Annotated in this window: 22 protein-coding genes and 1 pseudogene; 15 read left to right on the forward strand and 8 right to left on the reverse strand. The window is 64.1% G+C overall.

What is annotated here, in order from left to right:
• A pseudogene (locus AX735_RS25815) lies at window positions 1–249 on the forward strand (hypothetical protein); the annotation flags it as partial.
• On the opposite strand, the gene AX735_RS11455 reads toward AX735_RS25815, so the two are convergent.
• Window positions 250–672 carry a hypothetical protein gene (locus AX735_RS11455; protein WP_066280085.1) on the reverse strand — a complete coding sequence of 141 codons (423 nt, stop codon included), beginning with the start codon at window positions 670–672 and terminating at the stop codon, window positions 250–252.
• Between the two features lie 152 nt (window positions 673–824).
• Between AX735_RS11455 and AX735_RS26890 the strand changes: the two genes are divergently transcribed.
• The 3 genes from AX735_RS26890 to AX735_RS11465 are packed head-to-tail and all read left to right on the forward strand — an operon-like array spanning window position 825 to window position 3546.
• A complete protein-coding gene (locus AX735_RS26890; RefSeq protein WP_446471809.1) occupies window positions 825–1736 on the forward strand; it encodes a M20/M25/M40 family metallo-hydrolase in 912 nt (303 codons plus the stop codon).
• The gene (locus AX735_RS26895; protein WP_446471810.1) at window positions 1628–2365 is read left to right on the forward strand and encodes a peptidase dimerization domain-containing protein; all 738 of its coding nucleotides are present in this window, start codon (window positions 1628–1630) and stop codon (window positions 2363–2365) included. The genes AX735_RS26890 and AX735_RS26895 overlap by 109 nt, the downstream gene beginning before the upstream one ends.
• Window positions 2366–2424: 59 nt before the next feature.
• Entirely contained in the window at window positions 2425–3546 is a 1122-nt protein-coding gene (locus AX735_RS11465) for a zinc-binding dehydrogenase (RefSeq protein ID WP_066280088.1), read from the forward strand.
• A gap of 80 nt (window positions 3547–3626) precedes the next feature.
• Here AX735_RS11465 and AX735_RS25120 read toward each other — a convergent pair whose 3' ends face one another.
• The 3 genes from AX735_RS25120 to AX735_RS11475 form a co-directional block, all read right to left on the reverse strand.
• Entirely contained in the window at window positions 3627–4034 is a 408-nt protein-coding gene (locus AX735_RS25120) for a hypothetical protein (RefSeq protein WP_137776203.1), read from the reverse strand.
• A 373-nt stretch (window positions 4035–4407) separates the two neighbouring features.
• A complete protein-coding gene (locus tag AX735_RS11470; RefSeq protein WP_066280091.1) occupies window positions 4408–4713 on the reverse strand; it encodes a hypothetical protein in 306 nt (101 codons plus the stop codon).
• Window positions 4714–4886: 173 nt separating this feature from the next.
• The gene (locus AX735_RS11475; protein WP_066280094.1) at window positions 4887–5780 is read right to left on the reverse strand and encodes a LysR family transcriptional regulator; all 894 of its coding nucleotides are present in this window, start codon (window positions 5778–5780) and stop codon (window positions 4887–4889) included.
• Window positions 5781–5914: 134 nt separating this feature from the next.
• On the opposite strand from AX735_RS11475, the gene AX735_RS11480 reads away from it, so the two are divergent.
• The 4 genes from AX735_RS11480 to AX735_RS11495 all read left to right on the forward strand — a co-directional run bounded on the left by AX735_RS11480 (window position 5915) and on the right by AX735_RS11495 (window position 9829).
• On the forward strand, window positions 5915–7414 hold the full coding sequence (locus AX735_RS11480; protein WP_066280098.1) for a CoA-acylating methylmalonate-semialdehyde dehydrogenase: 1500 nt from the start codon (window positions 5915–5917) through the stop codon (window positions 7412–7414).
• A gap of 4 nt (window positions 7415–7418) precedes the next feature.
• Window positions 7419–7829 (forward strand): VOC family protein, encoded by a 411-nt coding sequence (locus AX735_RS11485; protein ID WP_066280099.1) that lies wholly within the window; start codon window positions 7419–7421, stop codon window positions 7827–7829.
• Window positions 7826–8701 carry a 3-hydroxyisobutyrate dehydrogenase gene (mmsB, locus tag AX735_RS11490; protein WP_066280103.1) on the forward strand — a complete coding sequence of 292 codons (876 nt, stop codon included), beginning with the start codon at window positions 7826–7828 and terminating at the stop codon, window positions 8699–8701. The genes AX735_RS11485 and mmsB overlap by 4 nt, the downstream gene beginning before the upstream one ends.
• A gap of 84 nt (window positions 8702–8785) precedes the next feature.
• A complete protein-coding gene (locus tag AX735_RS11495; RefSeq protein ID WP_137776202.1) occupies window positions 8786–9829 on the forward strand; it encodes an alpha/beta hydrolase in 1044 nt (347 codons plus the stop codon).
• A 12-nt stretch (window positions 9830–9841) separates the two neighbouring features.
• On the opposite strand, the gene AX735_RS11500 is transcribed toward AX735_RS11495, so the two are convergent.
• From AX735_RS11500 to purF, 4 genes are all read right to left on the reverse strand, one after another.
• Window positions 9842–10258: a hypothetical protein gene (locus AX735_RS11500; RefSeq protein ID WP_066280109.1), complete on the reverse strand. Its 417-nt coding sequence runs from the start codon at window positions 10256–10258 to the stop codon at window positions 9842–9844.
• Window positions 10255–11124: a DNA/RNA non-specific endonuclease gene (locus AX735_RS26335; RefSeq protein WP_231750094.1), complete on the reverse strand. Its 870-nt coding sequence runs from the start codon at window positions 11122–11124 to the stop codon at window positions 10255–10257. The genes AX735_RS11500 and AX735_RS26335 overlap by 4 nt, the downstream gene beginning before the upstream one ends.
• A 143-nt stretch (window positions 11125–11267) precedes the next feature.
• Window positions 11268–11981 carry an SDR family NAD(P)-dependent oxidoreductase gene (locus AX735_RS11515; RefSeq protein ID WP_066280117.1) on the reverse strand — a complete coding sequence of 238 codons (714 nt, stop codon included), beginning with the start codon at window positions 11979–11981 and terminating at the stop codon, window positions 11268–11270.
• 14 nt (window positions 11982–11995) lie between these two features.
• Window positions 11996–13456: an amidophosphoribosyltransferase gene (gene purF / locus AX735_RS11520; protein ID WP_066280120.1), complete on the reverse strand. Its 1461-nt coding sequence runs from the start codon at window positions 13454–13456 to the stop codon at window positions 11996–11998.
• A 150-nt stretch (window positions 13457–13606) separates the two neighbouring features.
• Between purF and hisI the strand changes: the two genes are divergently transcribed.
• From hisI to AX735_RS11555, 7 genes are all read left to right on the forward strand, one after another.
• Window positions 13607–13972 carry a phosphoribosyl-AMP cyclohydrolase gene (gene hisI, locus AX735_RS11525; protein WP_066280123.1) on the forward strand — a complete coding sequence of 122 codons (366 nt, stop codon included), beginning with the start codon at window positions 13607–13609 and terminating at the stop codon, window positions 13970–13972.
• Entirely contained in the window at window positions 13972–14499 is a 528-nt protein-coding gene (locus tag AX735_RS11530; RefSeq protein WP_066280125.1) for a hypothetical protein, read from the forward strand. The genes hisI and AX735_RS11530 overlap by 1 nt, the downstream gene beginning before the upstream one ends.
• Before the next feature lie 43 nt (window positions 14500–14542).
• The gene (locus tag AX735_RS11535; RefSeq protein ID WP_023838307.1) at window positions 14543–14971 is read left to right on the forward strand and encodes a MerR family transcriptional regulator; all 429 of its coding nucleotides are present in this window, start codon (window positions 14543–14545) and stop codon (window positions 14969–14971) included.
• Window positions 14972–15075: 104 nt separating this feature from the next.
• Window positions 15076–16878 (forward strand): acyl-CoA dehydrogenase C-terminal domain-containing protein, encoded by a 1803-nt coding sequence (locus AX735_RS11540; protein ID WP_066280129.1) that lies wholly within the window; start codon window positions 15076–15078, stop codon window positions 16876–16878.
• Between the two features lie 313 nt (window positions 16879–17191).
• A complete protein-coding gene (locus tag AX735_RS11545) occupies window positions 17192–17497 on the forward strand; it encodes a hypothetical protein (RefSeq protein WP_066280132.1) in 306 nt (101 codons plus the stop codon).
• A 280-nt stretch (window positions 17498–17777) separates the two neighbouring features.
• Entirely contained in the window at window positions 17778–19295 is a 1518-nt protein-coding gene (locus AX735_RS11550; protein WP_082751057.1) for a methyl-accepting chemotaxis protein, read from the forward strand.
• A 122-nt stretch (window positions 19296–19417) separates the two neighbouring features.
• The gene (locus AX735_RS11555; protein WP_066280134.1) at window positions 19418–20638 is read left to right on the forward strand and encodes a GNAT family N-acetyltransferase; all 1221 of its coding nucleotides are present in this window, start codon (window positions 19418–19420) and stop codon (window positions 20636–20638) included.
• Window positions 20639–20646: the final 8 nt, after the last annotated feature.

The raw sequence follows: 20646 nt of genomic DNA on the forward strand, positions 1-20646 counted from the left end.
GACCCCGCCCATATGCTGGCAGCGGGACACAGCTTTGCGCGCCGCATTGCCCGACGCGGCTTCATGCCGCTCTATCACGCGGGCGATGTCAACCATTGCCCGGGTTGCGGTGGCAAGCACTGGCATGTCGGACGGATGAGCGCGGAATGTGCGACCTGTGCGACGGCGATCCCGCTTGCCGATGTGGCCGCACAGCCGATGCAGCCGCTGTTTCACGTCACCCGCAGCCGCACCGCCTGGGTGGAGTGATCAGCGCTTGCCGGGCGTGGCGAAGATCGCCGGATAGAAGACCTGCTCCTCCCAGCGTAAGCGCGCCTTCAGCCGGTCATTGAGGCCCCGAAACGCCGCGAGAAATCCGGCACGATCGTCCGCCACCCGGCGCTGCGGCCAGTTGGCGTTGCAATCCATCAGGTCGCCCCGCCACATCAGCAGCTCGTCATGAAAGCGGCGGAGCAGCTTGATCTTGTCCGCGTCCTTTTCCATTTCTGCCGCACGGGCGTTCACCAGCCGAATTTCGACGCTGCAATGGCTGTTGACCAGGCGTGAAAATCCGAGGCGAAGCGCGGGCAGATCGCGCAGGGCCGTATCCGTCCCGGCCATGACGGCTCTCACGATGGCATCGGCCTGGGCCAGCAACTCGCCATGCTGATGGGTAAAATTCTGCATGCTCATGAAGGCGTCGGCCCGGTTATCTGACCTCAGATCAAGGTCATGTGTATTCAAGGGTTTAGGGTGATTCGGTTTACAGGGTGTTACCCATTGCAAGAACGCCTGGACCGGTCCAACCTGTTTGTCTCAGCCACGTTGCAATGAGGCGCAAACCCATGTCCGATACCATATCCGCTTCCCCCAATCGTCGCACGATGCTGCGCTCCGCTGCGCTGCTTGGCTCCGGAATGGCGCTCACCGGCGGGGGCGGCGCGGCGCTGGCAGCGGCAGAGGGTGAGATGGCGCGCATCCGCAAGGCAGCGGAAAGCAACCGCGACGCCGACATCAAACGCATCCAGGACTGGATTCGGCTGCCCTCGATCGCGGCGGAGAACCTGAACATGGCCGAAGGCGCGGCCTATATGGCCGACCTCGCCAAATCTGCGGGCTTTACCGGCGTCACCACCGTGCCGTCCGACGGCCATCCCGGCGTGTTCGGCGTCATGGACAATGGCGCGAAGCGCACGCTCGGCATCTATTTCATGTACGACGTCAAGCAGTTCGACCCGGCGGAATGGTCCTCGCCGCCGCTCGAAGCACGGATCGTCGACAAGCCCGGCTGGGGCAAGGCGATCATGGGGCGCGGCGCGGTCAACCAGAAGGGGCCCGAAGCGACCTTTCTCGCCACGCTGCACGCGATGAAAAAGGCGGGGGTGAAGCCGCCGGTCAACCTGGTGCTGCTGTGCGAGGGCGAGGAGGAAATCGGATCGCCGAATTTCAAGCAGATCGCGACGCGGCCCGACGTTCTCGCCGCGCTGAAGAAGTGCGAGGGCATCTTCATTCCGGCGAGCTGGCAGGGCGCGAATGGCGAGGTTCAGGTCAATCTCGGCTCCAAGGGCGTGATCGACTCGAACTGGTCGCGAGCGGCGAGAAATGGGGCAGGGGGCCGAAGGGCGACATCCATTCGAGCTACAAGGCGATGGTCGATTCGCCCGCCTGGCGGCTGGTCCAGGCGCTGCAGACGCTGGTCACGCCCGATGGCAACAATGTCGCGATCGGCGGCTGGAGCGACAATGTCCGCCCGCTGACGGATCGCGAAAAGGCACTGATCGCCGAAGCCGCCAAGGGCATGAACGAGGCGCAGATGAAGCAGTCGTTCGGGCTGACCCACTGGATCGACGACCTGCCGTTCGACCAGGCGCTGATCCGCCTCGCGCAGGAGCCGACCGCGAATATCGAGGGGCTGGTCGCGGGCTATACCGGCCCCGGCGGCAAGACCGTGCTGCCCGGTCGTGCGGTCGCCAAGATGGACTTCCGCCTCGTCCCCAACCAGACCCGCGCCGAGGCCGAAGCGAAGCTGCGCGCGCATCTCGACAGCCATGGCTTTACCGATATCGAGGCCAATGTCTCGGGCGGCTATGACCCCACCGAGGTGGCCGAGGACAGCCGCCTCATCAAGGCGGAGCTGGCGGCTTACGCCAAGCTCGGCGTCAAGGCGAACCTCAACCCGCGCCTCGCAGGTTCCTGGCCGGGTGCGGTGTTCACCGCGCCGCCGGTCAGCATCCCCGCCGGGCATTTCGGCATCGGCCATGGCAGCGGCGCGCACGCGCCGGACGAATATTATGTGGTGGAATCGACCAATCCCAAGGTCGCCGGGATTACCGATGCGACCCTGGGCTATGCCGAGATCATGTATCAGCTCGCGTCTGTTCGCTAGGCGGGCGAGGGGACGGCGCGGCGCTTGCGGGCGCGCGGGCGAGGCGGCATGACGGATACATGAAGATCACCGCGACCATTCTCGACCGCATCGGCCACAAGGGCCCCTATGCCACCACCCGTCCGCTGCGTCTGGCCGAGGTCGATCTCGCGCCGCCGGGGCCGGACGAGATGCTGGTCAAGATCGAGGCCGCAGGGCTTTGCCATAGCGACCTTTCGGTCATCAACGGCGACCGCCCGCGCCCGATGCCGATGGCGCTGGGGCATGAGGCGGTGGCAACGGTGCTCGAGCCGGGCAGCATTGCCGCGCAGCATTTTGCGCCGGGCGACCGCGTGGTGCTGAGCTTCCTTCCCCTGTGCGGGCACTGCCCCAGCTGCCATTCGGGCGAGGGCTATCTGTGCGGCAACGGCGCGGCGGCGAACGGCGCGGGCACGCTGCTGGGCGGCGAACGGCGATTGTCCGAGAACGGCGCGCCGGTGCAGCACCATCTCGGCTCCTCGGCCTTTGCGACGCATGCCGTGGTCGACCGGCGTTCGGCGGTGAAGATCGATGGCGACATTCCGGTCGAGATCGCCGCGCTGTTCGGCTGCGCGGTGCTGACCGGCGCGGGCGCGGTGCTCAACGGCGGCGCGTTGCGCGCGGGCGAGAGCGTCGTGGTCTATGGCCTGGGCGGCGTCGGCCTCGCCGCGCTGATGGCGGCGATCGCGGGCGGTGCGCACCCGGTGATCGCGATCGACCCCGTTCCCGCCAAGCGCGCGCTGGCGCTGGAACTGGGGGCGGTTGCTGCGGTCGATCCGCAGGATGCCGAGGAGGCGGTGGTCGCAGCATTGGGCCGCAAGCCCGATCTGGTGATCGAGACCGTCGGCAAGGCGCCGGTGCTGGCGAAAGCCTATGGCCTCGCGCGGCGCGGCGGGCGGATCGTCACCGTGGGCCTGCCCAACCCGGCGGACATGCTCTCGATCCCCGCCGTCTCGCTGGTCGGCGACGGCAAGACGCTGATGGGCAGCTATATGGGCAACGCCATCCCCTCGCGCGACATCCCCCGCTACATCGCCCTCTGGCGCGCCGGACGCATGCCGGTGGAAAAGCTGCTGACCTCGGTCAGCCCGCTGAGCGACATCAACGCGCTGTTCGATGAGCTGGCGAGCGGGACGGCGATCCGGCAGGTGGTGGTGCCTTGAGAGAAGAGGGTGCTATTGCAGCACAATGGAGGTGAAGCATTTATCAAAAAATTCTCTATTTTACCTTGGAAAAAGATTTATCATTGACATAAATCGCGTTCTATTTTTACACTAAACTTGTCTGGTGATGGCTCCAAAGAAGAGAAGAACGCCCGCAGGCTTACCGCAGAGGGAGCTACTCCGACGTATATATGCAGCGTCACATACATCCTATCGGTAGGCTGATCACCAGTAGGGCTGTACCTGCTGCTGCCGACTGCTTGTATTGATCGATCGATTGCTTTGGAGCGTGATGCAAGATTTTGACGGCGCTCTGGACTGAACTGCACATCCCAAGGTTTATCAGCGACCATACCGTCTGATTCTTTAGCTAATAGCCCTGCTTTTGGCTGTGTTATTTCTGCCTTATCGAACCGCCATTGCTTGTGCGACGTATTTTGTATCGTAAATCTGATTTGAGCCCAGCCACTGGCATCGACTTTCGTCACGTCAACGCTTATTTCCGGCCTATCCCGTTGCCGCTGAGCTCTACGTTCAGATCCCGCTAGATACAGTGCAACTAAACTAGCCGAGATGGTACCAACACCCGAAACCCAGTCCGCCACAGATCCCCAATTCAATCCCGCCCCCTCATGGTCTCAGCTGACTATAGTCACTGTCTACATTCATTGCTGTTGTTTGGCCATGACTAAAATCCATCAAGCCTTGTTTGCGCCGTATAATTAATCGGAAAACCTCTCAGGGTCGGTTAAGTCATGTGATAAGAACTGCGTGGGCGCGGGTCCTTCGACGACGCGGGCTGCGCCCGCTGCTCAGGATGAGCGGAGGTGGTGCGGCGGAAGTTTAGCCAGCCTGAGCGGGTCATAAATCGACTGGGCGCGAGACTTTGAGCTTGGCTGGATGGCGGGCCTGGAGATCGCGCAGCACATCACACCAGACCTGCCTGTCTCTCGCTGGCAGTTGCGATAGATCCCGGTTGCGAATTGTCAGCTCGATATCGCTCCACTGCAGCCGGTCATCGAACATTTCAATAAAGGCATCCCAGCCGCTGAAGGTGTCGTACCCAAGATACGCGACGTCAGTAACTCTGCTGAAAAGCTTGTCACACGTGTCAATTGACGAGTCGATGTCGACAGCGAATACTTCAGTCGGCTTGGTTTTGCTCATAGCTTCTTTTATGTCCAAGCCGTTGCCGCTACAAGCTGCTCTTGGCCTCTCCCCTTCAGGGGGGAGGGTTGGGAGGGGGGTTGCGCTGCCGCATGCCCCTCTCAACTTCGCCTAGCCAGGCAAGCTGGCAAGGCTTCGTATCTCTCCCCTTGAGGGGAGAGAGCAGGGTTGCACTACCCATCCTCCCCCATCACCGGCGCGATGCGCTCCGCGAGTGCGTCGAGCCAGCGGATGAACGCATCCACCCGCGCGAGCTTGCGCATGTCGCGGTGGACCACTAACCAAAAACTGCGGTGGATCGCCACGCTGCCCGCCAGCACCCGTTCCAGCCGCGCATTCTGTTCGCCGATAAAGCACGGCAATATGCCCACACCCGCGCCGGAGGCGATCAGGCTGTGCTGCACGTTGATGCTCGAACTGGTCAGCACCGGTTCGAGCCCGGGGCCGATCTCGTCGAGATAGCGCAGCTCGTCGGCATAGATGAAATCGGGGATATAGCCGATCAGCGGGTGGCGGCGCAGGTCGTCGACGGATGCGATCGGCCCGGCACTGGCGAGATAGTCGCGGTCGGCATAGACGCCGAGCTGATAGTCGACCAGCTTGCGCACTTTCAATGGCCCCGCGGTCGGGCGCGAGAGCATGATCGCCAGGTCCGCCTCGCGCTTGCTGGGGTTGAGAAAGCCGTTGGTCGCGACCAGCTCGATGCGGATCGCGGGATGCTGGCGGTGGAAGCTCGCGAGGTTGCGGCTGATGATCCACGCGGCGAACCCCTCCGCGACGCTGATCCTGATGGTGCCCGCAAACACCGTCTGCTCGCCGGTCAGCTCGGTGCGCGCATCGACCAGCGCCTGCTCCGCCCCTTCGGCATAATGCAGCAGCTTGGCCCCATGTTCGGTGAGCGCGATGCCCTTGCCGCTCGCCTCGAACAATGTGGATTGCAGGTCGCCCGAGAGCCGTTGCAGCCGGCGCGCGACCGTGGTCGGGTCGATCTCCAGCCGCCGCGCGGCCTCCGCCACCGATCCGGCGCGCGCCAGCATCAGGAAGATGCGCAGATCGTCCCAGTTCATCCATCCCGCTCCCGGCCTGTGCTGCTATTCTGCGGCATTTATGCAGCCTGATGTGATGTTTTTACGCAATTGCTTGCAGGAATGCCAGAGGCTATTGCCGCCTCCAAGCGACAAGCACCCATAGGAGAGCATCGATGCGCACCGTCACCCACCGTCTGGCCCCCGGCGTTACCGCCCCCGCCAGCACCCGCCAGTCCGATATTTTCGATCCCAATAGCGGGACGGTGCAGGCGAAGGTCGATCTGGGCAGCGCCGCGGTGCTCGATGCCGCCGTCGATGCCGCGCTCGCCGCGCAGCCCGCCTGGGCCGCGACCAACCCGCAGCGCCGCGCGCGCGTGATGTTCAAGTTCAAGGAGCTGGTCGAGGCGAATATCGACGAGCTCGCCGCGCTGCTGTCAAGCGAGCATGGCAAGGTGCACGCCGATGCCAAGGGCGACATCCAGCGCGGGCTCGAGGTCATCGAATTCTGCTGCGGCATCCCGCATGCGGTGAAGGGCGAGTATACGCATGGCGCGGGCCCGGGCATCGACGTCTATTCGATGCGCCTGCCGATCGGGATCGGCGCGGGCATCACGCCGTTCAACTTCCCCGCGATGATCCCGATGTGGATGTTCGGCCCCGCGATCGCCACGGGCAACGCGTTCATCCTCAAGCCCAGCGAGCGCGATCCCTCGGTGCCGGTGCGCCTCGCCGAGCTGATGAGCGAAGCGGGCCTGCCCGACGGCATCCTGCAGGTGGTGCATGGCGACAAGGAAATGGTCGATGCGATCCTCGATCACCCCGCGATTGCGGGCGTGTCGTTCGTCGGATCGTCCGATGTCGCGCATTATCTCTACCAGCGCGGTGTCGCCGCCGGAAAGCGCGTCCAGGCCATGGGCGGCGCGAAGAACCATGGCATCGTCATGCCCGATGCGGACCTCGACCAGGTGGTCAAGGATCTCGCCGGTGCGGCCTTCGGTTCGGCGGGCGAACGCTGCATGGCGCTGCCCGTGGTCGTCCCCGTGGGGGACGAGACCGCGGATCGTCTGCGCGCCAAGCTGATCCCCGCGATCGAGCAGCTGCGCCTCGGCGTCTCGTCCGATCCCGATGCCGATTACGGACCCGTCGTCACCGCCGCGCACAAGGCGAAGGTGGAAGGCTGGATCCAGACCTGTATCGACGAGGGCGGCGAGCTGGTCGTCGATGGCCGTGGCTTCACGCTGCAGGGGCACGAGAACGGCTTTTTCGTCGGCCCGACGCTGCTCGACCATGTCACCACCGACATGGACAGCTACAAGGAAGAGATATTCGGCCCCGTGCTGCAGATCGTCCGCGCGAAGGATTTCGAGGAAGCGGTCTCGCTGCCCAGCAAGCACCAGTATGGCAATGGCGTCGCCATCTTCACCCGCAACGGCCATGCCGCGCGCGAGTTCGCCGCGCGCGTCAATGTCGGCATGGTCGGCATCAACGTGCCGATCCCGGTGCCGGTGGCGTACCACACCTTTGGCGGCTGGAAGCGCAGCGCGTTCGGTGACACCAACCAGCACGGCATGGAAGGCGTGAAGTTCTGGACCAAGATCAAGACGGTGACCGCGCGCTGGCCCGATGGCGCAGTGGATGGCGGCAACGCCTTTGTCATCCCGACGATGGGTTGAGGCGGTGCGCCTTGCGTACAGTGCTTATCTCGTCCGCGAGTATGACGAGGCCATTGCCTGGTTCGGCAAGGCGCTCGGCTGGCGGGTGATCGAGGACAGCGATCTGGGCGGCGGCAAGCGCTGGGTGCGTGTCGGCGGCGAAGAGGGCGGGCAGTTGCTGCTCGCCCGCGCGACCTCCGACGCGCAACTGGCGGCGGTCGGCAAGGCGGCGGGCGGGCGCGTGGCCTATTTCGTCCATACAGGCGCTTTCGACGCCGACCATGCGCGCATGGTCGCAGCCGGCGTCGCCTTTGCCGAAGCGCCGCGCCAGGAAGCCTATGGCAAGGTCGCGGTGTTCGCCGACCTGTACGGCAACCGGTGGGATTTGATCGAGGCACCCGCAGAGGTGCCGACGGAGAGCGGAGCAGCAGCATGAGCACAATCGGATTTATCGGCCTGGGCAATATGGGCGGCGGCATGGCGGCGAACCTGGCGAAAGCCGGGCACAAGGTGATCGCGTTCGACCTGTCGGGCGAGGCGCTGGCGCGCGCCGGGGCGGCGGGCTGCCATCCGGTCTCCGATGCCGCGCAGGCGGGGCGCGAGGCGGATGTCGTCGTCACCATGCTGCCTGCGGGCAAGCATGTCGCCTCGGTTTATAACGAGACCGTGTTCGGTGCCGCCAGGCCCGGCGCGCTGCTGATCGACTGTTCGACCATCGATGTCGATACCGCACGCGAGGTCGCGAGCGCGGCGAAGGCGCGCGGGCTAGAGGCGGTGGACGCCCCGGTCTCGGGCGGGATTGCGGCGGCCAATGGCGGCACGCTCACCTTCATGGTCGGCGGCAGCGCCGATGCCTTCGCGCGCGCCGAGCCGATCCTCGCCGATATGGGCAAGGCGGTTATCCATGCCGGCGACAATGGCGCAGGCCAGGCGGCGAAGATCTGCAACAACATGCTCCTGGGCGCGACCATGGCCGCGACCTGCGAGACGTTCATGCTGGCGAAGAAGCTGGGACTCGACCTGCAGACCTTCTACGATATCTCGTCCAAGGCCTCGGGTCAGAGCTGGTCGATGACGAGCTATTGCCCCGTCCCCGGCGTCGGCCCGGCGAGCCCGGCGGACAACGGCTATGCCGGAGGCTTCGCCGCCGCACTGATGCTCAAGGACATGCGGCTGGCGCTCGAAGCGGCAAAGGCGAGCGGCGCGCGCGTGCCGATGGGTGAGCGGGCGGAAGCGATCTACGCGGCATTCGTCGAGGCGGACGCACAGGGGCTGGATTTCAGCGCGATCATCACCGCGCTCGAATAGGCCGCGCGGTCGTCGCGCGGCGGAGCCGGGCTGGACAGCGGTGCGGGCACTCCCTTATGCTCGCTCTCCAATGGAGGGCGCGGCATGAAGGCGGGTCTCAGGCGCAGGTTGCACGGGCAGGGGCTGACGCTCGGCCTTGCCCTGCTCGGCGGGCTGACGGCTTGCGGAGGTGGCGGGTCTTCCTCGACCACGCCGGTGCAATTGCCACCCTCGACCGGCGCTCCGGCTCCCGCACCAGCACCAGCACCAGCCCCCGCACCTACGCCAACGCCCAGCCCGACGCCGACACCGCCGCCGGCGGGCGCGGTGCTCAGCGCCGACATCCGCTATGGCGATGGGCCGACCAGCAGCGGCTCGATCCCGCTGTTTCTCGACAGCTATCGGCCCAACCAAAGCTGCACCAGTCCGCGCCCGACGGTGCTCTATGTCCATGGCGGCGGCTTTGTTGGCGGCAGCCGCAAGGGGCAGCAGGTGGTGGCGATGGCCGACGAGCTTGCCCCGCTCGGCATTAACCTCATCTCGATCCAGTACCGCCTGCAGGGCGACAACCCGGTCATCTCAAGCGAATTCGCCGCGTTCGAACGGGATTATCGCGCGCTAGATCCGACCCAGCAATCGCCCCGGGTGACCGCCTTTGTCGCGGCGGTGGAGGATTCAGTCCGCGCGCTGCGCTGGATGCAGGCCAACGCCGCTGCCTACTGCATCGATCCCACCCGCATCGCCTATTGGGGATCGTCAGCAGGGGCCTATACCGTGTTGCACACCGCCTATTCCCTGAATCCCTATGGCATCGCCCGGCCCGAACCGCGCGTGGTGGTCGACTACTGGGGCGGCCTTTTCCGCGACACCGACCTTCAGGCGGGAGAGGCCCCGCTGTTCGTGATGCACGGCACCGCGGACACCACCGTTTCCTTCACCGAAGCCACCGAACTCACCGATCGCGCGCGCCAGGTCGGCGTGCCCTTCACATTCTACACGCTGGCAGGCGCAGGGCATGATTTCAACGGCAGCGGCTTTTTCGTCCGCACCGTCGACGGCCAGTCGCTCGCCAAACGCACGGCCGACTTCATGGCCGCGCACCTGCTACCGGGGGGAAGGCCGGTCTATGAGAGCAGGGTGGTGCAATAGGAGCAGCAAGCGTTACATTGTCCAGCTATCCCTTGAATCCAGGCCGGGGTATCGAATGGGCTTGCCACCGAAATACTCTGTCGCCGTCGTATGCCGCCGGTCGGTGTCGAACTCTTCCGGGTCGAAATCCTCGGGGAAGACGAACTTGACCTTGAACTGACCTGCCTTGAGGAAGATTTCCACCTCTTCCCATCTCTTGCTCAGCGGCTCCATTGCCCACAATTCGTTCAGATGCTTGTCATATCGGCCATACTCGATGTTTCGATATTCGACATGCCGCCCGCGATCCGAGAAAAGCGAAAGGCTCAGATAGCCTCTGTCTACGGCAGCGATCAGGAGAAGGCCGTTCGAACTGAACTGTGTCTCAGCCTCCAGCGTCTCGGCGATCTCGTTCAGAAGCGCTGATTTTCGAGCAAGATTGAGCATCATTCGGCGCCTCGCTGGTTCGCCAAATTCAAACCGTGCTGCTTATTTCCGATCGTGTACCAGATGTTCAGACTTGACGGTCGGCGCGATTGACCTTTGTCGACGGGCACGATCTTGACGGTGACCTTCACCCCTTTTCGGCGCGCGCTTGCCCATTCATTTTCCATTCTCGCATAGGTTTTGCGGTTGAATTCGGCATCTTGTGCAAAGTGGTTGAAGGCTTCCATCGGCCCCTTGAATCTCCGGGCGATAAAGTGTCCTCCATCATCGGTTCTCAGCCGATATTTTCCGCCCGCTTGCAACTGCGATTGCTTCGACCGACGCTGGAGTGGATCTTCGGTAATCGTGCCCTCGACTTTCCAAGTTCGTCCCAAATGGTCAATGTCAAATCGGTAGCCATGCCGAATGACTGTTTTCGCCACTCGCTTGAAGGGCAATGTCGCGCGCGCCTGACCGTCTAGGCCCGAAAGTTCGTGCTGGACACTTTTTTGACGAACAGCTGCTGGTCTTGAGGGTGAAGGACCAAGAAGTCCCGGTTGACGCTGAGTGGTTCGAGAATGCGGCGCCCAAGACCCTGCCCCGCCACCGCCACCAAAGCCCCGCGTCGATTGATCCGACGGCAGTCCCGGCACATCGACACGTAATGGTCCAGCCTTGCGTCGTGCCGACCTTGCTGCCTGTTGAGAATCTCTGCCGGCGCTTCCTCCGTAATGTCGCCCAGATCCGGCAAATGTGAAGCGCCCGTCATCCGGGTCGTGCCAAGGGTTGAACTTGCATTCGAGGGTTTTGGCTATGTCAGGGCATGAACGATGCCCTGTCCTCAGCCACAATTCAAAGCTGCTCCGCTTGCCGACTGCCAAATGTTGCATCTTGCCGCTCCCATAGGGAAGAACGGCAAGAACATATCAGCAACATTCTCCAACAAGTCAATAATGAATGGATCCTATCGCGTTTGGCCGCTTGCCACAGAATGATCTGAATGGAGAGCAATCCGGCCGATCAAGGTCTAACCTCACCCCTCCAGCACGACCCTCGTCCCCGTCTCGAATTCGCCCGACACCAGGTCCGCGATCGCTTCGCCGACCACTTCGGGGAGTTTCACCGTCGCCGGGTCCTCGCCGGGATAGGCCTTGGCGCGCATCGCGGTGCGGGTTCTTGCCGGATCAACGATCGCGGTGCGGACCTTGCCGATATTGCGCATTTCCTCGCCATAGGCAGCGATGAGCACCTCGAGCGCGGCCTTGGAGGCGCCATAGGCGCCCCAGAAGGCGCGGGGGGTGGCGGCGACCGAGCTGGTGAGGCCGATCACGCGGGCATGCGCGCTCTTGCGCAGCATCGGATCGAAATAGGCGATCATGGCCTGGGTGCTCAGCACGTTGAGCGTCATCACGCGGTTGAGTTCGCCGCCGTCGATAGTCGGCACCGGCCCCAGGCTCCCCAGCATCGCGGCGTTCAGGACCAGGATGTCGAGCGCGTCCCAGCGTCCGTCGATCGCGGCGGCGAGCCGGGCGATGCTGTCGCCATCGGTCAGGTCGAGCGGGGCGATCGTCGCGCTGCCGCCGGCCTCGAAGATCGCATCCTCGACGCTTTCCAGGTCCTTGGCTGTGCGCGCGGTGAGGATGACATGCGCACCGCGGGCAGCGAGCGCCTTGGCGGTCGCAGCACCGATGCCGCGGCTCGCGCCGGTGACCAGGGCAAGCTGCCCCTGCAGGTTCTTCTCGGTCATGGTCGTGAAATCCCTCAGCCGGCGACCCGTTCGGCCAGCAGGGTCAGCTGGTTGGGCTGGTCGCGCTCGGCCAGATCGGTGAGCGTGGTGGGATAGTCGCCGGTGAAGCACGCATCGCAATAGCGCGGGCGATCATCGTTGCGGCTGGCTTCGCCGAGCGCGCGGTACAGGCCGTCGATCGAGAGGAAGGACAGCGAATCCGCCTGGATGAACTGGCGCATCTCCTCGATCGATTTCTGCGCGGCGAGCAGCTTCGAGCGCTCGGGCGTATCGACGCCATAATAGCAGCTGTGCATCGTCGGCGGGCTGGCGATGCGCATGTGCACCTCAGCCGCGCCGGCGTCGCGCATCATCTGCACGATCTTGAGCGAGGTGGTACCGCGCACGATCGAATCGTCGATCAGCACAAGCCGCTTGCCCGCGATCAGCGGCTTGTTGGCATTGTGCTTGAGCTTCACGCCGAGATGGCGGACGCCGTCGCCCGGCTGGATGAAAGTGCGGCCGACATAATGCGAGCGGATGATGCCGAGCTCGAACGGAAGGCCCGATTGCTGGGCATAGCCGATCGCCGCAGGCGTGCCACTGTCGGGCACGGGGACGACCAGGTCCGCCTCGACCGGGTTTTCCATCGCCAGCTGCGCGCCGATTGCCTTGCGCACCGAATAGACCGACGATCCGTCGACGATCGAATCGGGGCGCGAGAAATAGACATGCTCGAAGATGCAGGGGCGCTGCGCCTTGTCGGCAAAGGGGCGGTGCGAGCGGATCTCGCCGCCGCTGACCACGATCAGCTCGCCCGGATCGACCGAGCGGACGAATTCGGCGCCGACGATGTCGAGCGCGACGGTTTCCGACGCGAAGATCACGGTATCGCCGATGCGGCCCATGACCAGCGGGCGGATGCCGAGCGGATCGCGACAGGCGATCATGCCGCTGTCGGTCAGGCAGATAAGGGAGTAGGCGCCTTCGACCTGCTTCAGCGCATCGATGAACTTGTCGAGCAGCGTCCGGTAGCGCGAGGTTGCGACCAGATGGATGATCGTCTCGGTGTCCGAGGTCGACTGGAAGATCGATCCGGTGCGCACCAGATCGTGGCGCAGCTTCATCGCGTTGGAGATATTGCCATTGTGCGCGATCGCAAAGCCGCCCGACGACAGTTCGGCATAAAGCGGCTGCACATTGCGCAGCGCAGTCTCGCCGGTGGTGGCGTAGCGGACATGGCCGATCGCCCAATCGCCTTTCAGCGCGCGCATCGTCTCTTCGCTGTCGAAATTGCCCGCCACATGGCCCAGCGCCTTGTGGTTGTGGAAATGGCAACCGTCGAAACTGCTGATACCGGCGGCCTCCTGGCCGCGGTGCTGCAGCGCGTGCAGGCCCAGCGCTACCATGGCAGCAGCATCGACTGCTCCGGCTACGCCAAAAACGCCGCACTCTTCGCGCAGCTTGTCGTCGTCAAAAGGATGTGTGGTGATCATGTTGCGCGCCCGATTCGGTTGCAGCCGGGTGGTTCGGCACCCCTATAGGCGCGCATATGGGGTTTGTCTTGCATTTGTCACAGGAGAATTCGCAGGTCATTTTTCGTTAACCGTGTTGCACCCCGCGCTGGCTGCGATTAACCGGGCGATATGGCCGATATCCGCGAAACCGGGCTGGACCTGGACCCCAAATTCGATGCCGCAGGGCTGATCACCGCGTGCGTCACTGACGCGGCGAGCGGAGCGCTGCTGATGGTCGCGCATATGAACGAAGAGGCGCTGCGGCTGACGACGCAGACCGGCGAGGTCCATTTCTGGTCGCGCTCGCGCGCGAGCCTTTGGAAGAAGGGCGAAAGTTCGGGCAATGTACTCAAGCTCGTCGAGCTGCGCATCGACTGCGATCAGGACGCGGTCTGGGTGATCGCCTCGCCTGCGGGACCCACCTGCCATACCGGCGCGCCGTCGTGCTTCTATCGCCGGGTCGCGGCGGACGGTTCGCTGGAGCGGATCGCCTGATGCGCAGCGCGCTGCTCGCCTGCCTGCTGCTGGCCGGGTGCAGCGTTTCGCAGGCAGGGGGCGATGATGATGCGCTGACCCCGCTGGACGCCGCCGCAATCGATGCGGGCGTGATTGCCGATCCCCAGGCGATCGATCTGGCCGGTGCTTTCGCAGATCCCGGCGCGACCGGTGCGGACAGCTTCTGTGCGCGCGGCGATCGGACCAGGGGCTACAAGGTCGGGGTGCTGGTCACGTTCGGCGCGTCGAGCCAGTGCGAGGGCACAGGTAGTGCGCAGCTGGCAGGAGAGGCGGCCGAACTCAGCCTGTCGCGAAACGGCAGGGGCGATGCCATCGCGGGTTGCCGCTTTTCGGCACAGTTCGACGGCAATGCCCTGGTGGTGCCCGGCAGCGTGCCGGCCGCCTGCGCGGCTCTGTGCAGCGACCGGGCGAGTCTGGCCGGAGCATCTTTCGCGCTGGTCGAGCCGGGCAATGCGGCGGCAGGCGGCGCGGCCGGGCGATCGGTGAAGAGGCTCTGCGCCGGCTGAAATTTACTTGACGTTTACGTCAAGGTAATGTAGCGCCGCTTCCATGCACGACCGTTCGACCCTTGGCCGCATCGACACTCCCGATCTGCAGAACCGGGACAGCTATACCATCTCCGATCTGTCGGACGAATTCGGCGTTACTGCACGCGCGCTGCGCTTCTATGAGGACGAAGGCCTGATCGCGCCCGAGCGGCGTGGCCTGACCCGCGTCTATTCGAAGCGCGACCGCGCGCGGCTCGCCTGGATCATGCGCGCCAAGAACGTGGGTTTCAGCCTGGGCGAAATCCGCGAGATGATCGATCTGTACGATATCGGCGACGGACGGCGCGAACAGCGCCGCGTGACGCTCCAGCGCTGCAAGGAACGCATAGCCTTGATGCGCAAGCAGAAGAAGGACCTCGAAAGCGCGATCCAGGAGCTTTCGCAGTTCGTGAAGATGGTCGAGCAAGTGGATCGTGCCGACCAGGGCTGAGGCCCGCGTTTCGATCCGGGCGGTTGCCGGTCACGGACCACGCCCCTTTCTCAGGCTCTCCCCGGCCTGACATCTGACCCATATGTTTTGAGAGGACCCGCAAGATGCCCAAATATACCGCACCGGTGCGCGATACCCAGTTCATCCTGAACGAGGTGCTGGGAATCGAGAAATATTCCAACCTGCCCGGCTTCGACAATGCCGCGCCCGACGTACTGTCCGCCGTGCTCGAGGAAGCCGGCAAGTTCGTGGAGGAGGTGCTGTTCCCGCTGAACCAGATCGGCGACCAGCAGGGCTGCACCCGTCATCCCGATGGCACCGTGACCACGCCCGACGGTTTCAAGGAAGCCTATCAGCAATATTGCGAGGCGGGCTGGGGCACGCTGTCCGCGCCGGAAGAGTTCGGTGGGCAGGGCATGCCGCATGTCGTCGGCATCGCGTTCGAGGAATTCATGTCGTCGAGCAACATGGCCTTCGCCATGTATCCGGGCCTGACCCATGGCGCGGTCTCGGCGATCCTCGCCAAGGGCAGCCAGGAGCAGAAGGAAAAATACTGCCCCAACATGATCAGCGGCAAGTGGGGCGGCACGATGAACCTGACCGAACCGCATTGCGGCACGGACCTGGGCCTCATCCGCACCAAGGCGGTTCCGCAGCCCGGCGGCACCTATGCGATCACCGGCACCAAGATCTTCATCTCGTCGGGCGAGCATGACCTGACCGAGAACATCATCCATCTGGTGCTCGCCAAGACCCCCGACGCGCCCGACAGCGTCAAGGGCATCTCGCTGTTCATCGTGCCGAAGTTCCTCGTCAACGACGACGGCTCGCTGGGCGAGCGCAACGCGGTGTCGTGCGGCTCGATCGAGCACAAGATGGGCATTCACGGCAACTCGACCTGCGTGATGAACTATGACGGCGCGACCGGCTATCTGGTGGGCGAGGAGAACAAGGGCCTCGCCGCGATGTTCATCATGATGAACGCGGCGCGTCTCGGCGTCGGCGGTCAGGGCCTGTCGATGGGCGAAGTGTCGTACCAGAACGCGGTGCAGTACGCTGGCGACCGTCGCCAGGGCCGCGCGCTGACCGGTGCGCAGGACGCGAACGAAAAGGCCGACACGCTGTTCGTCCATCCCGATGTCCGCCGCATGTTGATGGAAGCCAAGGCGATCAACGAAGGCCTGCGCGCGCTGATCCTGTGGGGCGGCCTGCAGGTCGACCTGACGCACAAGGCGCAGACCGAGGAAGAGCGGGTCGCAGCCGACGACCTGATCAGCCTGCTGACCCCGGTGATCAAGGGCTATGGCACCGACAAGGGCTATGAGATCGCCACCAACATGCAGCAGATCTATGGCGGCCATGGCTATATCGCCGAATGGGGCATGGAACAATATGTGCGCGATGCGCGCATCGCCATGATCTATGAAGGCACCAACGGCGTGCAGGCGATGGACCTGGTCGGCCGCAAGCTGGCGCAGAATGGCGGCCGCGCGGTGCAGACCTTCTTCGGCATCATCGACAGCGAATGCGCCGATGCCAAGGCGGACGAGCGCCTCACGGATTTCGCCACGCGTCTGGAAAAGGCAGCGGGCGAGCTCAAGGCGGCCACGATGTGGTTCATGCAGAACGGCATGATGAACCCCAACCATGTCGGTGCGGGCGCGCACAGCTACATGCACATCATGGGCATTGTCGCGCTGGGCCTGATGTGGCTGCGCATGATGCGCGCCTCGATCGCGGCGCTGGAAGCCGGCAGCGGCAACGCCGTGTTCTACGAAACCAAGCTCAAGACCGCGCGCTATTTCGCCGAGCGGATCATGCCCGATGCAGGGGCCCTGCGCCGCAAGATCGAGGCCGGATCGGATGCCATCATGGCACTGGAGCCGGAGCTGTTTGCTGCAGCCTGATCGCTTTCGACATTCGATGTGACACTATTGGGGGCGCTACTCCTTGCGGGTGGCGCCCCTTTTCATGTCGAATTGCGACGAGTCGAAGTCGATTTTCATCGCTGAATCGGAGCGACTTGGCGCGCCTCAAGTAGTGATCGTGCGATAGTGCGAAGAACCTGTGCGGCAACTTGCCGGAACCTGCCCGAAGTCGTGGAATCGGCGCCATCCCGACCGGAACAGCAGTGCTTTCCCCTCGTTGATGGGTCGGAGCAAGCAAGACCTCTCCACCTGAATGCCCGCCGAGAGCATTACGCAACGAGGAGTAAAACCCATGAAGAACTCGATTATCGGAACCCTGATCGCTGCCGGTGCGCTGGCCGCAACCCCCGCCCTGGCGCAGGACGCCATGCAGGAAACTCCCGCCAGCCCGACCACCGAAGCGCCTGCTTCGGAAACCCCGGCACCCGGCGCTGACGCCCCGGCAACCGCCGATCAGGCACCGCCCGCCACTCTGGACTCGAACGGCGACGGCACCATGGATGCCTGGGACCGCAACAATGACGGCAAGGCCGATGCCTGGGATACGGATGGCGACGGCAAGCCCGATAAGGCTGATCCGATGGAAGCCGCCGAATAATACAGAATAACTATAGCCCTAAAGGGTCGCAGAGGAAGGCCGGGAGAGTGATCTCCCGGCCATTTTTCTTGTCTGCAATGTTTTGCAGGTAATCCGCAGTTGCTGGCGGCCATGTAAACAGCAACGGCCGAGCGGAAGTGTCAATCTCGATTGACATGTGGATCGTTAAAACCTGCTTACCACCATTCTTGAGCTTTTTTCTTGGGCTTCAACACCTAATTAACTTCGACGTTCTAAATGCCAGCCTCAGCGTTGTTTACCTTTTTTGGGAGAAAAGGAAATGCAGTCGGGCTTGCAGGAGAGGCTTGCGTTTTACGAACTGGACCGCGCAGACAATTCCACCTTCCGCAGGGTGAAGAAGTCGCTCGGTCGACATGTCAATCGCGCCCTCGAGAAATTCTACCGGAAGGTCGGGGGCATTCCGGAACTCAAGGGCTTTTTCAGCGACAGCTCGCGGCTGCAATATGCCAAGAATGCGCAGCACAGCCATTGGATGAAGATCTTCGGCGATGGCTTGACCGACGATTACATGAAGCGCGCCGTTGGCGTGGGCCAGGTGCACGCACGCATCGGGCTGGAGCCGAAATGGTATGTTGGTGGCTATGCGCTGATCCTGGAAGAGATGATCCACGGCATGATCTCGCCGGGGCTGCTGCGCTTCGTGCCGGGCCGCCGCAAGCTTGCCAAGGATGTCGCGGCGCTGGTCAAGGTATCGCTGCTCGATATCGATGTTGCGCTGTCGACCTATTTCGTCGATGCCGAGGAAAAGGTGCGCGGGGTGGTGCTTGGCCAGATGGGCAGCGCATTGAAGCGTATGGCCGAAGGCGATCTGACCACGCAGATGTCGGGGCTGCCTGCCGAATATGCGCAGGTCGAGCAGGACTTCAACGCCGCCACTGCGGCTCTGCGCGAGACGCTGCTCGCGGTGAGCTCGAGCGTCAGCGTCATCTCTTCGGGCAGCGGCGAAATCCGCACGGGTGCCGATGACCTCGCCTCGCGGACCGAAGAACAGGCCGCGTCGCTTGAGGAAACCGCCGCCGCCATGCGCGCCGCCACTGAAATGGTGCAGGAAACGACGCGCAGCGCGGTCGCGGTCAATGCCGAGATGGCCAAGATGCAGGCCGAAGCCACCGAAGGCGGCGTCATCGTCGGCAAGGCGGTCGGTGCGATGGATTCGATCGAGAAATCCTCGAGCGAGATCGGCAAGATCATCACCGTGATCGATGGCATCGCCTTCCAGACCAACCTGCTGGCCCTGAATGCCGGGGTCGAGGCGGCGCGCGCGGGCGATGCCGGCAAGGGCTTTGCCGTCGTCGCGCACGAGGTGCGGGCGCTGGCGCAGCGCTGCGCCGACGCCGCACAGGAAATCAAGACGCTGATCAGCAACAGCACCGAGCATGTCGACAATGGCGTGAAGCTGGTCGGTGAGACCGGCACGATGCTGACCCGCATCGTCGAGCGGGTCGGCGAGGTCAGCCAGGTGATCACCCGCATCGCTGCATCGGCGGAAAGCCAGTCGGCCAGCATGATTCAGGTCAACTCCGCCGTGGGCGACATGGACAAGATGACCCAGCAGAACGCTGCAATGGTCGAGGAAACCGCTGCTTCGGCGCGCAGTCTTGCCAGCGAGGCGCAGGATCTGGCCGAGAAGGTAGGCCGGTTCCAGCTTGGCCAGCAGAACGCCATGCCGGTGGCGCGGTCTGCCTTTCGTCCGGCACCCAAACGGCCGGCACGCGTGCCGATGGTCAGCGGCAATCTGGCGCTGAAGGCCGATGAGGAAGACTGGTCGGAATTCTGATCCTGCAAGGCACCGCCGGGGCCGATTGCACCGGCGGTGACACTATATCATTGCCCGACGGGTTAACCGTCGCTTATCCTCTCGCTGCCATATCAGGGGCCAGGCCTCCGGGAGAGTGAAATATGCTGCATGTCGATCATCGCAACCTGCGCGCCGGGGCAGTCGCGCTGGGAGCGATCGAATGTGCAGTGGTTTCCGGCGTCTCGCCCGTCGTCGACATGCTGGCCGCCATTGGCCCTGCCAGCCATGGTTTCCTGCGCGAAGGCTGGTTCTGCCGGGGCGAGCCCGAGGCGATTTCGACCCTGGTCGCACGCCGCGGCGATGGCAGCCCCATCCTCGCACTGCCGATGCGCCAGCTGGGGCCGCCGGGCCTGCGCGCACGCTCGCTCGCGGGAAGCTATTGGCCATTTCGAAGCGCCGCCATCGATCCGAGCACCGGCGTGGGCGACATGCGTGCCGTGCTCGAACATCCCGCCGCGCAGGAGATCATCGGGCCGCTGCTGCGCGTCGGGCCCATCTACCACGACGACCGGCTCGCCCAGCTGATGATCGCGGCGGCCGATGCGATCGGGTGGCACGTGCTGATCCGCGACATGGGGCAGAGCTTCGTGCAGGATTTTGCCGAGCCGGGATCGCCCGATGCCTGGCCCAGCAAGTCGCGGCGCAAGAAGGTGCGGCGATTGACCGTGCGGCTCGAGGAGCAGGGCCCGGTAACCGTGCGGATCGTTCGCGGGACCGAATGGTCGCGCCAAGTGTTCCAGGATCTGGCGCGGATCGAGGAAAACAGCTGGGTGGGCACGCGCACCGACCGCAGCGGCGCCAAGTTCCTGAATCCGCACATGATGGCGCACTGGCAGCGCGCGGTGGTCGATCCCGATCTCGCCGAGATGCTGACCGCCAGCCTGCTTTATGTCGCCGATCGCCCGATCGCCTTTTCGCTCGACCTGGTCTGCGGGGCGATCGCCTATGGCATCGCGAGCAGCTATGACGCGGCCTTTGCCGATGCTTCTCCCGGCCAGATCGTCACACTGCATGCGGTCGACGCCATGCTCGCGCGCGGCGTTCGCCAGGTGGACTGGGGTGCGGGCGACAGCGGTTACAAGCAGGAAATCGGCGCAAGGCCGGGATCGCGCATCCAGGACATTCTGGTGGTCCGCAGCGCATCGATCGCTGCCGTACTGCGCCCGCGCTGGGAAGAATCGGTCGGCTCGGGAACCCTGGCGCTGGCGGCCGGACTGGCCGATGCGGTGCGGGTTTCTGCCATCCCCACGAGCCTCACCCTGCGGCGGTTGCTGATGTCGGGCCTGGCCCTGTCCGCCGCCGCATCGCTGCTCGCGGAGTGACAGGGCCG

The organism is Blastomonas sp. CCH1-A6 (assembly GCF_001556365.1).
Lineage (GTDB): Bacteria > Pseudomonadota > Alphaproteobacteria > Sphingomonadales > Sphingomonadaceae > Blastomonas > Blastomonas ursincola.

Excerpts from the sequence above, each read along its gene's own strand:
- AX735_RS11515 (WP_066280117.1), bottom strand. The coding sequence starts at position 11,981 with ATGACCGAGAAGAACCTGCAGGGGCAGCTTGCCCTGGTCACCGGCGCG.
- hisI (WP_066280123.1), top strand. The coding sequence starts at position 13,607 with ATGGCCGATATCCGCGAAACCGGGCTGGACCTGGACCCCAAATTCGAT.
- AX735_RS11530 (WP_066280125.1), top strand. The coding sequence starts at position 13,972 with ATGCGCAGCGCGCTGCTCGCCTGCCTGCTGCTGGCCGGGTGCAGCGTT.
- AX735_RS11455 (WP_066280085.1), bottom strand. The coding sequence starts at position 672 with ATGAGCATGCAGAATTTTACCCATCAGCATGGCGAGTTGCTGGCCCAG.
- mmsB (WP_066280103.1), top strand. The coding sequence starts at position 7,826 with ATGAGCACAATCGGATTTATCGGCCTGGGCAATATGGGCGGCGGCATG.
- AX735_RS11470 (WP_066280091.1), bottom strand. The coding sequence starts at position 4,713 with ATGAGCAAAACCAAGCCGACTGAAGTATTCGCTGTCGACATCGACTCG.
- purF (WP_066280120.1), bottom strand. The coding sequence starts at position 13,456 with ATGATCACCACACATCCTTTTGACGACGACAAGCTGCGCGAAGAGTGC.
- AX735_RS11550 (WP_082751057.1), top strand. The coding sequence starts at position 17,778 with ATGCAGTCGGGCTTGCAGGAGAGGCTTGCGTTTTACGAACTGGACCGC.
- AX735_RS11465 (WP_066280088.1), top strand. The coding sequence starts at position 2,425 with ATGAAGATCACCGCGACCATTCTCGACCGCATCGGCCACAAGGGCCCC.
- AX735_RS11475 (WP_066280094.1), bottom strand. The coding sequence starts at position 5,780 with ATGAACTGGGACGATCTGCGCATCTTCCTGATGCTGGCGCGCGCCGGA.
- AX735_RS11535 (WP_023838307.1), top strand. The coding sequence starts at position 14,543 with ATGCACGACCGTTCGACCCTTGGCCGCATCGACACTCCCGATCTGCAG.
- AX735_RS11495 (WP_137776202.1), top strand. The coding sequence starts at position 8,786 with ATGAAGGCGGGTCTCAGGCGCAGGTTGCACGGGCAGGGGCTGACGCTC.
- AX735_RS26895 (WP_446471810.1), top strand. The coding sequence starts at position 1,628 with ATGGTCGATTCGCCCGCCTGGCGGCTGGTCCAGGCGCTGCAGACGCTG.
- AX735_RS11540 (WP_066280129.1), top strand. The coding sequence starts at position 15,076 with ATGCCCAAATATACCGCACCGGTGCGCGATACCCAGTTCATCCTGAAC.
- AX735_RS26890 (WP_446471809.1), top strand. The coding sequence starts at position 825 with ATGTCCGATACCATATCCGCTTCCCCCAATCGTCGCACGATGCTGCGC.
- AX735_RS11480 (WP_066280098.1), top strand. The coding sequence starts at position 5,915 with ATGCGCACCGTCACCCACCGTCTGGCCCCCGGCGTTACCGCCCCCGCC.
- AX735_RS11500 (WP_066280109.1), bottom strand. The coding sequence starts at position 10,258 with ATGATGCTCAATCTTGCTCGAAAATCAGCGCTTCTGAACGAGATCGCC.
- AX735_RS26335 (WP_231750094.1), bottom strand. The coding sequence starts at position 11,124 with ATGCAACATTTGGCAGTCGGCAAGCGGAGCAGCTTTGAATTGTGGCTG.
- AX735_RS11555 (WP_066280134.1), top strand. The coding sequence starts at position 19,418 with ATGCTGCATGTCGATCATCGCAACCTGCGCGCCGGGGCAGTCGCGCTG.
- AX735_RS11545 (WP_066280132.1), top strand. The coding sequence starts at position 17,192 with ATGAAGAACTCGATTATCGGAACCCTGATCGCTGCCGGTGCGCTGGCC.